Origin of the sequence: Ruminococcus sp. AF17-22AC (genome assembly GCF_003460065.1) — a bacterium.
Taxonomy (GTDB): domain Bacteria; phylum Bacillota; class Clostridia; order Lachnospirales; family Lachnospiraceae; genus Blautia_A.
The window spans coordinates 483545-496928 of the sequence record NZ_QRXT01000001.1; the positions used below are offsets into that span (position 1 = coordinate 483545).

A 13384-nucleotide genomic window follows, 5' to 3' on the forward strand; every position below is an offset into this window, starting at 1 on the left:
GTATATTAATCTGTTTATCTGGTGATTCCCAGATCTTCCAGTGCTTTTGCCTGTTTCGCCTCCATCACTGCTGCCTCGTCCGGTTCCATATGGTCATATCCGAGAAGATGAAGCATGCTGTGTGCAAAAAGAAAGCTGAACTCTCTTTCGGTACTATGTCCGTATTCTTCTGCCTGTGCATAAACCTTGTCTACGGAAATCATCACATCGCCAAGAATCAGTTCTTCTGTATCGAGATCAAAATAACTGTCATCACCTTCAATAACTGAATAATCTGCCGGTGTCTCAAACGGGATCATCGGGAAAGAAAGCACATCCGTCGGCGCTCCGATCGAGCGGAATTCTGTATTCACACGCTTGATCTCCTCATTGTCCGTAATCACAAGGTTTACGCAGACATCATACGGGCAATGTTCTGTCTCAAGGATATGCTCAGCTACTTTTGATGCCAGTGTCTCGTAATCTATGTCAAGTTTTCGTTCTGCTTCATAATCAATCTGTATGGTCATTCTTTTTCCTCCGGACTGTCCTTGTACTTCCCGTAGCGCGGGATGGTTTCTGTTTCTTTTCATAATCGTCATAAGCCTGGACGATCTGCTGCACAAGCGGATGTCTCACAACATCCTTGCTGGTAAGCTGGCAAAAGCCGATGTCATCAATCTTTTTGAGTACTTTTGCCGCTACATCAAGACCGGATACTGCATCACGCGGAAGGTCTTTCTGTGAAGCATCACCGGTCACGACAACTTTTGAGCCAAAACCGATACGTGTCAGAAACATCTTCATCTGTGCCGGTGTCGTATTCTGCGCCTCATCCAGAATGATAAAGGCATTATCCAGTGTACGTCCTCTCATATAGGCAAGCGGTGCGACCTCGATCAGTCCACGCTCCATGTTTTTTGCAAAGCTGTCTGCACCCATAATCTGATACAGTGCATCATACAGCGGACGAAGATATGGATCCACCTTACTCTGCAGATCACCGGGCAGGAAGCCAAGCTTTTCACCTGCTTCGATTGCCGGTCGTGTCAGAATGATACGGCTGACCTCTTCATTTCGAAATGCAGTGACTGCCATCGCCATTGCAAGGTATGTCTTACCGGTTCCCGCCGGTCCGATACCAAAGACGATCATTTTTTTGCGGATCTGCTCTACATAATCCTTTTGTCCTAAAGTCTTCGGCTTAATAGGACGTCCCTGTATCGTATTGCAGATAAAATCTTTATCTATCTCTGTAAGTACCTGGTTGCGTTCTTCCATCGCAAGCGATAATCCGTAACTTACATTCTGTCTCGTAATGGTGTTGCCCTTTCCGGCAAGCCCCACCAGTTCTTCTATCAGTTTTTTTGCCTGAGTGGCACTCTGCTCTGTACCGAGAATCTTCAACATCCCATCCCTTGAGATCAGTGTGACATTCAGTGTCCGTTCAATCAGTTTCAGGTGTTCGTCAAATTGTCCGAACACGTTTCCCTCCAGATCTGCAGGAACCTGCGTATATAGCTCAATAATGCTGTTCGCCATCCTCTGTTGTCCTTTCTGCAGGCTGCTCCGGTATTTCTACAGGAGTCTCCCTTCCGATTTTTTCTATAATTTCCAGAAAACCCTTGCTTATACAGGTCTTGTGGTCAACCTCTATTTTAACATTATTTGCAGATATTTGAACCCCTTTTTCAATTAATTTTTCCTCGTAAAGCTGTAAAGTGCGCCACGCAAGCGCGCGAACCTCTTTTTCCGTGTATTCTCTGGTCACTGTTTCGTAGTATTTCCGGGTGATTTTACCCACTGTGAACGGCAGCCGAAAACTGTCTGTCAGCCGGAGAATCTGCTCCTCGACAGTGTTCTGCCAGTTTTTTTTGGCACTTTTTCCAAATTCCAGATAAGTATTTCCTGTTTTAAAAAAATAGCTTTTTCGTTCCCTTCCATCATATTCCTCTGACTGGTATTGCAGAGGAATTTCCCGATAATAAGCTTTTTTTCTCTTTATATAAATATCAGCATCAGCATGAACACCTTCGTATCTTACCACTTCCTGACTGTCATTTTTCAGCTCCAGACAGCCGGAAACCAGCACATCTCCGATATGGCATTCCTCACCGACATGAAGTTTCGGATATCCGGCCCGCGTGATCATACGGACAATCACACCATTCTGATCTGCGGTCAGATTACAGGGAGTATTTTCCTCCTTTTCCACTGCATCTGTAAAAACTCCCTCCTTGACTGTAAGCACAAGCCGCGTTCCTTCTATTCTGACCGACACCCACGTAATATCATTATAATTTTCCCTGATTGTCGCAGCAATAGCATTGCAGCTGATCTTACTCCGCTGCATCCCATGCACAATACCCTCCTCCTTAAGAAAATCCAATATCTCCTGTGTACTGTTCCGCGCATTTCCTGACACATCAATTTCCCAGATCCGCCCCGATAATCCCAGCAAAAGCAACGCACAAACAAAGATACCGATAAAAAAAGCCTTTCTCTTTTTACTTCGGTAAAAAAAGAAGGGCAGTCCATGTTTTTCAAGAATATGTATTTTTACACCTGTTTTTCTGCGAATCGGTGAAAGCCGCAAAAAATCCTGTATTCCAAAATCTCCCTCCAGGCTTTGTTCCCCGGTTCGATCCAGACTTGAAATTTTTATTTTACGGGCTTTACAGAGATTAAGAAAGCGCTCTGTCTGTTCTCCCTGAACCCGAATTCTGACGATGCCTTTTCGAAATCCGGTCAGATCTCTCATAGCAGCCTCCTGACGTTCTATTATAATTATCCTATTACAATTATCCCATTACAATTTCTGATATCATCCCCTCTATCTGCATTTCCTCCGGTGTATATTTCGGAATCATGAGTCTTTTCCCCCGGATGGCTATCTTTCCATGAAATCCCAGCACAATGATTTCTTCCTGCTGATACCGGAGAATGCTTTTGTAATTGCAGATTATCGCATGGCTTCGCCCGGTAAGTGTCACTATGGTTTCTTTCATAGCAAGATCACCTGGAACCTCCAGTGAAGTGACCAGATTTCCTCGCCAGTTCTTTCGCTCTTTTTCTTTTTTCATAAAAAGAACCTCTCCGGTCTTTATCACTACTTTATGCCAGAGAGGTCTTCGTTATGTAATATTTATGCTGCCCGGTACAGGACCATAGAAAACCAGAGAATGGTATTTCCGCCCAGATTATATTCCATGTGTTCTTTCTCAACAATCTCGCTCACCACAACACCATGACTTTCCAGACAGGGATGCATCCTTTCCGGAAATCTGCACGGTTCGCCCTGTGTATAGGCACAGGTTTCACAGATATCGCAGGACTCCGTCGACAGAGTAAATGTATCAAATCCCTGTTCTTTTAAAAATCCGGCAACTTCGGTAGTCAGATCTTCATGCGCATCCCTTGTAGAAAGCATTTCCTGCATATTCATAAGATCTGAAACCTCTGCAACACTGGAAAAAAACACAGCCTTCCCATAGCTGCGGATTCTTTTTTCGCACTCCTCAAGCGTACCGACAGCCGGAGGACAGGCCCATGTACTTCCATATCGTTCACATTCCTGCCTGCAGATCTGACGTACTCTTGTTTCTACAGAAAGATCAGATGTGTCCAGAATGCGATATTCATATATCGGATACGCGGAAATAAATTCTTCGAATTTTGCAGTATCCAGTTCAGCCATGTGTACTTCCTCCGTTTCGCTTATTAGTCCAGAATGATCAGTGCCATGAAAACAAGGTCTTCATCGCCGGTATTTGTCATTCCATGCCCCTGGCCGTCCGGTGTAAAGGTCACATCACCGGCTTTCACCATACGCAGTGTGCCGTTGTCGCTGTAGATGCCTTTTCCTGAAAGGATATAATAAGTTTCGCTTTCGTTGTGATGTTCGTGGTATCCCAGAGAACATCCCGGCTCCAGTGTTACTTCTGCATACAGGCCACATTTACCGTTTAACTGTTTTTCATTGAGAAGTCTTTTGATCAGTACGTGTCCCTGGCCGCCTGCCATGTTCTCTATTCTTTCTGTTGTCATATCACTTATCCTCCTTTATGGAATCCTTTATTACAAACCGGACTGTCCGGAATGTATCTTTATTGCTGCCGTCATTTGTGGTACGGTTCGTTGTTCATGATCCGATAGCTCCGATAGATCTGTTCGAGTAGAATCATCTGCATAAGCTGATGTGGAAAAGTCATTTTTGAAAAACTGAGCTTATAATCTGCTCTCCTAAGCACTTCATCTCCAAGTCCAAGCGAACCGCCGATCACAAAAGCGATCGAACTTTTGCCCTCGACCCCCAGACGGCTGATTTTTTGAGAAAGTTCTATGGAATCCAGCATCTTGCCATCAAGTGCAAGTGCGATCACATAATCCTGTTCACGGATCTGCTTCATCAGGCGCTGAGCTTCTGTATTTTTGATCTGTTCGTTCAGTGCATCCGAAGCTTTGTCCGGTGTCTTTTCATCCGTAACCTGGCAGAATGTAAGCTTACAGTAACGGCTGAGACGTTTCGCATATTCTGCAATTCCGTCATTCAGATATTTCTCTTTAATTTTTCCAACTGTTACGATTCTTATCTCCATCAGCCGTTTTCCTCTAAGTAATTTTCAAACTGTTCCTGCGACATCAGTACTTTACGCGGTTTTGTTCCTTCTTCCGGACCTACAACTCCTGCATCACACAACTGATCCATGATCCTTGCTGCTCTGTTAAATCCGATTTTGAACATTCTCTGAAGCATCCCGATAGATGCCTTTTCTTTCTCGATGATAAATTTACCGGCATCCACAAAGTAAACATCTCTGTCATCTCCCGAAGAAGCACCTTCTGCAGACAGACTGACCGTATTTACCTGCTGTTCGATCTGTGCATTGTACTGCGTTCCCGGGTTCTTATCTGCAAGGAAGTCAACAATTGCACTGACTTCTTCATCCGATACAAAAGCTCCCTGTAATCGTGCCGGTTTCTGGTATCCCTGCGGATAAAACAGCATATCACCTTTGCCCAGAAGTTTCTCAGCACCATTCATATCCAGAATCGTTCTGGAGTCCACACCTGAAGAAACGGAGAACGCAATTCGGGATGGCATATTTGCCTTGATCAGACCGGTAATAACGTTTACAGACGGACGTTGTGTTGCGATGATCAGATGAATACCTGCCGCACGCGCAAGCTGTGCCAGACGGCAGATCGCATCTTCAACTTCGCCCGGTGCAACCATCATAAGGTCAGCAAGCTCGTCTACCACGATTACAATCTGCGGCATACGTTCCGGTCGTTCTTCTCCTTCCGGAATACGCATATCATCGACCTTTCGGTTGTATTCCTGTAAGTTGCGGACACCAAACTCCGCAAAAGTATTGTAACGGCCCATCATCTCCGTAACAGCCCAGTTCAGTGCACCGGCAGCCTTTTTCGGGTCGGTCACTACAGGGATCAACAGATGTGGAATTCCGTTGTATACACTCAGCTCTACTACTTTCGGGTCGATCATGATAAGTTTGACTTCTTCCGGCTTCGCTTTATATAAAATACTGACGATCAGCGTATTGATACATACAGATTTACCGGAACCGGTTGCTCCCGCAATCAGAAGATGCGGCATCTTTGCGATATCCGTAACGACCGGTTTGCCTGCGATATCTTTACCGACAGCAAACGCCAGTTTTGATTTTGCAGTCTGGAATTCCTGTGACTGCAGCAGTTCTCTCAACATGACCGCATGGTTTTCTTTATTCGGCACTTCAATACCGACAGCAGCCTTGCCCGGTATCGGTGCTTCGATACGAATATCCGGTGTCGCAAGGTTCAGCTTGATATCGTCTGCAAGATTTACGATTTTACTTACCTTTACGCCCATCTCCGGCTGGAGTTCATAACGGGTAACTGTCGGTCCACAGCTTACATTTGTGACTGTGACATTCACCCCGAAGTTATGCAGTGTATCCTGCAGTTTCTTCGCTGTTTTGCGAAGATGTTCGTCAGAATCTCCCTGTGATTTACCGTCACCACGCTTCAGAAGCTTCAGCGGCGGATAATGATATTCCTTTTTGACCACTTCATTCTTCTGTATAATTTCTTTTTGGATGTTCTGAATTCCGTTCTCGATCTCCTTCGGAGAAGATTTTGGATTCTTAGCAGGCTGTGAAGGGACTTTTTCCGCAACAACAGTCGGCTGAGATTCTGACGCATCGACTGTCGCATCTGATTTATACACTGTTTCGCTCTGTGCCGGCTGTGGGTCGTAATCCGACTCTGCCTCAGGATAAATCTCTTGTGGTGCACCGTAATCGCGATGCAGCTCAGTCACATAGTTATCCTGCGGTTCTTCATAAGGCATCTCCTCTTCTGGTTCAACGCCCTGCTCCTCATGCACTTCTGGTTCTTCGTATACGGGTTCTTCATATACAGGTTCTTCATATACCGGCTCTGCACGATGGATTTCAAAGTCTGCTTCCTGCAATGGCACAGGAGTCCCCATATCTTCGGTTTTATTTTCACAAGGCGCCAGCTTCGTACCTTCAAGAAATCCTGTACGTTTCTTTTTCGATGCCGATTTTTTAGACGCTTCCGTTTCTCCTGCATTCTCTTTTTCTGCCTTTGCTGCAGCATTTTCATCTTCTGCATCTGCATCTTCTGCCAGTGCTTCCTCCAGTTCACGGATACGCTGTGCCTGACGTTCTTCTCTTCGCTGACGGCGTTCCTGTACGCGAAGTTCTTTTCTCAGGTCACGTTCCGGCTGACCTTCCATATACATATCGCGGCCATCACGTGCAAGCGCACAGACAGCATCCCACACACGGAACACAAATCCGAAGAAAGATTTCTGCGTTACAAGGATCAGAGAAATCAATAATACAAGAACAATGATCACATAACCACCCGCCACACCAAATGCAGAGGTAGTCGAAATACAGATTGCGCCGCCGATCACGCCTCCACCGGTATGATAAACTGAACTTACAGAATAATAATCAGCCAGTGTCATACTCGGCATATATCCTTCCGTCAGAAGCTGGATCATTCCACACAGAAAGATACCAAATACCAGTACCGCAAGCGCCTTTTTGTATGCCAGCGGGTTCCTGCGGTTCGATACCAAAAAGACCGCACATCCGAAGATCAGAAGCGGAAACAGATACGCAAGGATGCCCATCACGCCAAAAAATGCCGCGCTGATCGTTGCACCGACAGTGCCTCCCATTCCAAGGTTACTGAAAATCAGAATGATCGAAGCTGCCAGAATTATAAGCAGAATAATTTCTGTCTGAAATCCACTGGTTACACTCTGTTTCGCTGTCGTTTTCTTTTTTGTATTTTTACGTCCGGAAGAAGACCTGCCGGTCCCTTTTCGGTTGGTCGGTTTCTTTGTTGCTGCCACTCTGGCACCCCTCCTAAAATTTCAAGCTTTATAATGCAGAATTCGTTATCAGGGCAATAAATCCTGCAAGGAAACAATAATAAGCAAAGTAGCGGAATTTTCCTTTATGCACCAGGCGCAGGCAGGTACGTATCGCAAACATGCCGACCACTGCCGCAATGATCATGCCAAATACATAGGCAAATCCAAGTCCTACTGTCATGTCTGCGGAGCCGAACTGACCAAGCTCCATGATCATCGCACCGATGATTGCCGGGATTGATAATATGTAAGAATATTTAACCGCAAATGTGCGTGAAAATCCACTCATTAATCCCGCACTGATCGTAAGTCCACTTCTGGAAAGTCCCGGAAATACAGAAAGTCCCTGACAGATACCGATCCACATTGCATCAGAAAAATGGGCATCTTTCGCTGCCTTCGTACCACCAACACGGCTCAAATCAATAACCAGCAAAAGAATACCTGTCACAAGAATTCCGGCCCCCGGAATCAATACGGACGTAGCGGATACCGAAACCAGTCGTCTTGCAACATAACCCAGAAATACAGTCGGAATCATAGATACAAGAAGCAAAACCACAAACTTCCGATATACATTACTGATAATGCGTGTATAATGAAGCTGATCTCCTGTCCTTCTGTTGTGTATGTACAGATTTGCATTTCCGATCAGATCCATAAACATGTCCAGCGCTTCGAACGCAAGGTGTCGTATGTCCTTCTGGAATGTCATAAAAATTGCTGCCAGTGTTCCCAGATGCAGCATGGTCTCAAGCAGGACACCCGATCCGTGCTCCATACCGAGAAAATTCTGCAGAAAACAGAGATGTCCGAAACTGCTGACCGGTAAAAACTCTGTAATTCCCTGCACAATGGCAAGTAAAATGATGTATAAAACCGTCATAATTTTTCCCTTTTCTTTTGATTTACGTGTGCTTTTCCGATAATAAGGCACATTACCAGTGGTCAGTATAACACATTTTCCAGAAAAAAAAAAGCCTTTTGACCGCATCCCATCCGCGGTCAAAGGCTTCTTCGCATAAGCATTGCTTATTATTTGTTTTTCAGATATTCGTCAATACCTTTTGCACCAGCTTTACCTGCTCCCATAGCAAGGATAACAGTAGCTGCACCAGTAACGGCATCACCACCGGCGTAAACACCGTCTTTGGATGTCTTACCTGTTTCTTCTTCGGCAACAATACATCTTCTCTTGTTGATTTCAAGACCTTTTGTAGTGGAAGAAATCAATGGATTCGGAGAAGTACCAAGGGACATGATGACTGTATCTACATCCATGTCATACTCAGATCCCGGAATCTCTACCGGACGTCTTCTTCCGGATGCATCCGGCTCGCCGAGTTCCATCTTGACAACTTTCATGCCATGTACATGACCGTTTTCGTCAACAAGGATTTCCTTCGGATTTGTAAGAAGATCAAAGATAATACCTTCTTCTTTTGCATGATGAACTTCTTCAGCTCGTGCCGGAAGCTCTGCTTCACTTCTTCTGTAAACGATATGTACTTCTGCACCAAGTCTCAGAGCAGTTCTTGCTGCGTCCATAGCTACGTTACCACCACCGACAACGGCAACTTTCTTGCCTGCTGCGATCGGTGTATCATAAGAATCATCGAAAGCTTTCATCAGGTTGCTTCTTGTCAGGTATTCGTTTGCAGAGAATACACCACTTGCGTTCTCACCCGGGATTCCCATAAACATTGGAAGACCTGCACCGGAACCGATAAATACTGCCTCAAATCCTTCATCCTCGATCAGCTGATCGATCGTTGTGGATTTACCGATGACAACGTTTGTTTCAAATTTAACGCCAAGTTCTTTGACTTTTGCGATTTCTTTCTTAACGACTTTCTGTTTTGGAAGACGGAATTCCGGAATACCATAAACAAGAACGCCGCCGAGTTCATGAAGTGCTTCAAATACAGTTACATCATAACCTGCTTTTGCAAGATCACCTGCACAGGTAAGGCCGGACGGACCGGAACCGATAACTGCGACTTTGTGTCCGTTCTTCACTTCTGCGCCGGCTGGTTTGATATCATGCTCCAGAGCGTAGTCAGCAACAAATCTCTCCAGTTTACCGATAGAAACAGCTTCGCCCTTCTTACCACGGATACACTGTCCTTCACACTGGGACTCCTGCGGACATACACGACCACAGATAGCCGGAAGTGCGGAAGAAAGTCCGATTACTTTGTAAGCTTCTTCCATGTTGCCTTCTTTGATCTGCTCGATGAATCCAGGAATATCGATAGATACCGGACAGCCCTCTACGCATTTAGGTTTCTTGCAGCCCAGACATCTCTGAGCTTCTTCCATTGCTTCTTCCTGATTATATCCAAGACAAACTTCTTCAAAGTTTGTTGCACGTACCTTCGGATCCTGTTCTCTTACAGGTACTTTTTTTAACATTTTTGCATCTGCCATTACTTGTCACCTCCGCACTGTCCGCATCCACCGTGGTGGGTATCGCCTTCCTGAAGCTTCAGTAATGCACGACCTTCTTCAGTCTTGTACATCTGGCTTCTCTTCATAGCCTGATCGAAATCTACAAGATGTCCGTCAAATTCCGGTCCGTCTACACAGGCAAATTTAATCTCATCACCAACCTGAAGACGGCATGCTCCACACATACCTGTTCCGTCTACCATGATCGGGTTCATGCTGACGATTGTATGGATGCCCAGCTTCTTAGTAAGAAGACAGACAAATTTCATCATGATCATAGGTCCGATTGCAACACAGACATCATACTGTTTGCCCTCGTTTGTAACGAGATCTTCCAGAGTCTTTGTAACCATACCGGAACGTCCGTAAGATCCGTCATCTGTTGTAACATAAAGGTTGGAAACTGCTGCAAGTTCTTTTTCAAGAATAACCATATCTTTAGTCTTGGAACCAAGGATTACATCTGCAGTAATACCATGTTCTTTCAGCCATTTTACCTGTGGGTAAACCGGTGCGGTACCAACACCTCCGGCAATAAATACCATTTTCTTTTTCTTTAATTCTTCAATATCCTCGTTAACAAATTCAGAAGGACATCCCAGAGGTCCTACAAAATCACGGAAAGAATCTCCTGCTTTTAATTCGGACATCCTGATAGTAGATGCACCAACTTCCTGGAATACGATTGTTACTGTGCCTTCTTCACGATCATAGTCACAGATTGTAAGCGGAATTCTCTCTCCCTTTTCATCCATTTTTACGATGATAAATTGTCCTGGCTGACAGTGGCTTGCAACACGCGGTGCGTGAACGACCATAAGATGGATCTTAGCTGCCAGTGTCTCAGCTTTTAAAATCTTATACATTGTTTCCCTCCTAGCGTATATTCATTCAATCCCTTAATAATAATACGCTAAAATCTTTCCTATTACAAGGAAAAGATTTATAAACATGCATAAAACCGACTATTTTTTCATATTACTTTCCTGCCTTCAGCTTTTTTTCTTCAATCATCTGATGCAGCCGTGCAAGCGCCTCCCGTATTCCGCCGATCTCATCAATCAGCCCTTCCTTGACTGCTTCTCTTCCTTCAAGCATCGTTCCTACATCTTTGACAAGCTGACTGGTATCCAGCATCAGTTCCTCGAGCCGTTCCTGTGTCGTATCGGAATGTGCCGCAATAAAACCAGTAATGCGGTCCTGAATTTTCTCGATATTCCGGTAAGACTGCGCCACACCGATAAACATTCCGCTGGAACGCACCGGATGAATCACCATCGTTGCACTCGGCACTGCAAAAGAATAATCTGCCGACACCGCCATCGGCACTCCGATCGAATGCCCGCCTCCCAGCACAAGAGAAACTGTAGGAATACTCAAAGATGCGATCATTTCCGCGATTGCAAGTCCCGCCTCAACATCTCCCCCGACTGTATTCAAAAGGATCAACAGTCCATCCACGTCTTTATCATCCTCAATCAATGCCAGTTTCGGAAGGACATGTTCATACTTCGTTGTCTTACTCTGTGAAGGCGCACTGTCATGCCCTTCTACCTCGCCAATGATCGTCAGAAGTTCAATCCTGTGTTTCCTTTTGTTCTGATCAAGCGTAAGCTGTCCCGTCTCCCTGATCTGCTCATCCTGTTCTTTCTGTGTATCAATTTCCTGCTGTTTTTCATTTTTGTTTTCAGACATAAAAATACCTCCATGTACATTCATGAAGGTATTTTGTGTAAAACTATGGATTCATATACATCAGGACTGCATCCAGCTTCTCCATCAGGCTCAAGTGATTCTTTCTTAATCCGGCAAGCAGAAGTACCCTTACTTATACAAATCAATTTTATTCAGATGTATCTTTTCAAATTAATTTCTGATAAATCATTCGTCCCAGTTTGTCCAAACGTCTGTAACATCATCGTCTTCATCGAGAAGATCCAGTGTTCTCTGAAGATTCTTAACATCCTGTTCATCTGTCAGTTCTACGTATGTCTGCGGAACCATGGCAACCTGTGCTTCTACCATCGGAATTCCTGCTTTTTCCAGAGCTTCACGTACTGCACTGAAATCGTCCGGAGCGGTAAGGATCTCAAAGCTGTCTTCTTCTTCATTGAAGTCCTCAGCACCAGCATCAAGAGCAGTCATCATAAGCTCATCTGCATCCATATCGCCGCATTCATCTTCCAGTTCTTCTTTATCAATGATAATCTGACCTTTCTGGTCGAACATGAAGGATACACACCCCTGTGTTCCGATGCTTCCGTAACCTTTTGTAAATGCATTTCTTACATTACTTGCTGTACGGTTCTTGTTGTCAGTCAGAGTCTCAACGATGATTGCAACACCATTCGGGCCATAGCCTTCATATGTAGCATGCTCATAATTATCTGCGGAGTCTGCTCCTGCAGCTTTCTTGATACCACGGTCGATTGTATCGTTCGGCATGTTGTTTGCTTTTGCTTTTGCAATGACATCACGAAGTTTGCTGTTGTTGTTCGGATCCGGGCCGCCGGCCTTTACAGCCATAACGATCTCACGGCCGATAACGGTAAAGATCTTACCTTTTTTGGCGTCATTTTTTTCCTTTTTGTGCTTTATGTTTGCGAATTTTGAATGTCCTGACATGTTTCACTCTCTCCTTTTGTTTCTTTGTCATTTATTTTCTCGGCTCTGACCCTGCCGATCGTCCGGTTGCCCAGCGAAAGGATCTTAAATCTGTAGCCGTTTGCAACAATGTCTCTGTTGAGATCATCCTGGGTAGGAATGTGTCCCAGATGCTCCGTCAGATATCCGTTGAGCGTCTCCATCTCAACATCCCCGAAATCAATATCCAGTTCCTGCTCCACATCCGTAAGACTTGCAAGTCCGTCAATAATGATGCTGTTGTCCACCTGTGTCCGGAATGTATCTTTGCTCTCGTCATACTCATCAAAAATATCGCCGACGATCTCCTCCAGAATATCTTCCATCGTCACGATACCCGCTGTCTGACCATATTCATCCACCACAACTGCCATATGTACCTGTCTTGCCTGCATGGTACGAAAAAGCTGACCGATGTGTCTGGTTTCCGGAACAAAAGTCACTTTACGTATCAGTCCCGGCAGTTCTTTCAATGGTTTGAACTTCGCCCATGAATTCTGTGTAAAGAATTTCAGCGCATCCTTATAATGGATCAGGCCCCGGATATCATCCATATCCTCTCCACAGACAGGATAGCGGGAATTTCCCTCTTCCATCATATGTTCCACCACATCTTTGAGCAGATCTTCCAGTGCAAACGCTGCCACATGGCTTCGATGCGTCATGACCGCTCCCACTTCCTTATCTTCAAAAGCAAAAATATTCTGGATCATCTCTGCCTCATCTTTGTGAAGGACACCTTTCTCATGTGCCTCATCCACCATGGAAATGATTTCTTTCTCGGTCACTGCCTCCTGCTGTTTCCCATGAAAAATATGTGTCAGTTTATCAAATATCCCTGATTTTTTCTTTGAATGCCCCTCCTCAAGGGGCAGGCGACTGCCATCGTCCATT

At 45.0% G+C, this 13384-nt stretch carries 14 protein-coding genes; all 14 read right to left on the minus strand.

Annotated elements, in window-relative coordinates; translation table 11 throughout:
• Positions 1-14: 14 nt before the first annotated feature.
• Complete coding sequence (ybeY, locus tag DWW86_RS02510) at positions 15-509, minus strand: rRNA maturation RNase YbeY (RefSeq protein ID WP_072521111.1); 495 nt, start codon at positions 507-509, stop codon at positions 15-17.
• Positions 493-1521 carry a PhoH family protein gene (locus DWW86_RS02515; protein WP_117942156.1) on the minus strand — a complete coding sequence of 343 codons (1029 nt, stop codon included), beginning with the start codon at positions 1519-1521 and terminating at the stop codon, positions 493-495. The genes ybeY and DWW86_RS02515 overlap by 17 nt, the downstream gene beginning before the upstream one ends.
• Positions 1502-2740 carry a sporulation protein YqfD gene (locus tag DWW86_RS02520; RefSeq protein WP_117942157.1) on the minus strand — a complete coding sequence of 413 codons (1239 nt, stop codon included), beginning with the start codon at positions 2738-2740 and terminating at the stop codon, positions 1502-1504. The genes DWW86_RS02515 and DWW86_RS02520 overlap by 20 nt, the downstream gene beginning before the upstream one ends.
• Positions 2741-2780: 40 nt before the next feature.
• Positions 2781-3062 (minus strand): YabP/YqfC family sporulation protein, encoded by a 282-nt coding sequence (locus DWW86_RS02525; protein ID WP_072521108.1) that lies wholly within the window; start codon positions 3060-3062, stop codon positions 2781-2783.
• Positions 3063-3124: 62 nt separating this feature from the next.
• On the minus strand, positions 3125-3676 hold the full coding sequence (locus tag DWW86_RS02530; protein WP_117942158.1) for a DUF2284 domain-containing protein: 552 nt from the start codon (positions 3674-3676) through the stop codon (positions 3125-3127).
• Between the two features lie 23 nt (positions 3677-3699).
• The gene (locus tag DWW86_RS02535; RefSeq protein WP_072521106.1) at positions 3700-4026 is read right to left on the minus strand and encodes a cupin domain-containing protein; all 327 of its coding nucleotides are present in this window, start codon (positions 4024-4026) and stop codon (positions 3700-3702) included.
• Positions 4027-4097: 71 nt separating this feature from the next.
• Complete coding sequence (rlmH, locus tag DWW86_RS02540) at positions 4098-4577, minus strand: 23S rRNA (pseudouridine(1915)-N(3))-methyltransferase RlmH (protein ID WP_072521105.1); 480 nt, start codon at positions 4575-4577, stop codon at positions 4098-4100.
• Positions 4577-7375: an FtsK/SpoIIIE family DNA translocase gene (locus tag DWW86_RS02545; protein WP_353652664.1), complete on the minus strand. Its 2799-nt coding sequence runs from the start codon at positions 7373-7375 to the stop codon at positions 4577-4579. Before DWW86_RS02545 ends, rlmH begins: the two co-directional genes overlap by 1 nt.
• Before the next feature lie 28 nt (positions 7376-7403).
• Positions 7404-8282: an undecaprenyl-diphosphate phosphatase gene (locus DWW86_RS02550; protein WP_117942261.1), complete on the minus strand. Its 879-nt coding sequence runs from the start codon at positions 8280-8282 to the stop codon at positions 7404-7406.
• A 149-nt stretch (positions 8283-8431) separates the two neighbouring features.
• Positions 8432-9826: an NADPH-dependent glutamate synthase gene (gltA, locus tag DWW86_RS02555; protein ID WP_072521104.1), complete on the minus strand. Its 1395-nt coding sequence runs from the start codon at positions 9824-9826 to the stop codon at positions 8432-8434.
• A complete protein-coding gene (locus DWW86_RS02560) occupies positions 9826-10713 on the minus strand; it encodes a sulfide/dihydroorotate dehydrogenase-like FAD/NAD-binding protein (RefSeq protein ID WP_072521103.1) in 888 nt (295 codons plus the stop codon). The genes gltA and DWW86_RS02560 overlap by 1 nt, the downstream gene beginning before the upstream one ends.
• A gap of 112 nt (positions 10714-10825) precedes the next feature.
• Positions 10826-11542 (minus strand): ClpP family protease, encoded by a 717-nt coding sequence (locus tag DWW86_RS02565; protein ID WP_072521102.1) that lies wholly within the window; start codon positions 11540-11542, stop codon positions 10826-10828.
• Positions 11543-11728: 186 nt separating this feature from the next.
• Positions 11729-12472 carry a YebC/PmpR family DNA-binding transcriptional regulator gene (locus DWW86_RS02570; RefSeq protein WP_117942159.1) on the minus strand — a complete coding sequence of 248 codons (744 nt, stop codon included), beginning with the start codon at positions 12470-12472 and terminating at the stop codon, positions 11729-11731.
• Complete coding sequence (locus DWW86_RS02575) at positions 12442-13383, minus strand: hemolysin family protein (RefSeq protein WP_117942160.1); 942 nt, start codon at positions 13381-13383, stop codon at positions 12442-12444. Before DWW86_RS02575 ends, DWW86_RS02570 begins: the two co-directional genes overlap by 31 nt.
• Between the last annotated feature and the right edge of the window lies 1 nt (position 13384).

What these genes read in the sequence shown, in the direction of transcription:
- ybeY (WP_072521111.1), bottom strand. Translation starts at nt 509, where the DNA reads ATGACCATACAGATTGATTATGAAGCAGAACGAAAACTTGACATAGAT.
- DWW86_RS02515 (WP_117942156.1), bottom strand. Translation starts at nt 1,521, where the DNA reads ATGGCGAACAGCATTATTGAGCTATATACGCAGGTTCCTGCAGATCTG.
- DWW86_RS02520 (WP_117942157.1), bottom strand. Translation starts at nt 2,740, where the DNA reads ATGAGAGATCTGACCGGATTTCGAAAAGGCATCGTCAGAATTCGGGTT.
- DWW86_RS02525 (WP_072521108.1), bottom strand. Translation starts at nt 3,062, where the DNA reads ATGAAAAAAGAAAAAGAGCGAAAGAACTGGCGAGGAAATCTGGTCACT.
- DWW86_RS02530 (WP_117942158.1), bottom strand. Translation starts at nt 3,676, where the DNA reads ATGGCTGAACTGGATACTGCAAAATTCGAAGAATTTATTTCCGCGTAT.
- DWW86_RS02535 (WP_072521106.1), bottom strand. Translation starts at nt 4,026, where the DNA reads ATGACAACAGAAAGAATAGAGAACATGGCAGGCGGCCAGGGACACGTA.
- rlmH (WP_072521105.1), bottom strand. Translation starts at nt 4,577, where the DNA reads ATGGAGATAAGAATCGTAACAGTTGGAAAAATTAAAGAGAAATATCTG.
- DWW86_RS02550 (WP_117942261.1), bottom strand. Translation starts at nt 8,282, where the DNA reads ATGACGGTTTTATACATCATTTTACTTGCCATTGTGCAGGGAATTACA.
- gltA (WP_072521104.1), bottom strand. Translation starts at nt 9,826, where the DNA reads ATGGCAGATGCAAAAATGTTAAAAAAAGTACCTGTAAGAGAACAGGAT.
- DWW86_RS02560 (WP_072521103.1), bottom strand. Translation starts at nt 10,713, where the DNA reads ATGTATAAGATTTTAAAAGCTGAGACACTGGCAGCTAAGATCCATCTT.
- DWW86_RS02565 (WP_072521102.1), bottom strand. Translation starts at nt 11,542, where the DNA reads ATGTCTGAAAACAAAAATGAAAAACAGCAGGAAATTGATACACAGAAA.
- DWW86_RS02570 (WP_117942159.1), bottom strand. Translation starts at nt 12,472, where the DNA reads ATGTCAGGACATTCAAAATTCGCAAACATAAAGCACAAAAAGGAAAAA.
- DWW86_RS02575 (WP_117942160.1), bottom strand. Translation starts at nt 13,383, where the DNA reads ATGGACGATGGCAGTCGCCTGCCCCTTGAGGAGGGGCATTCAAAGAAA.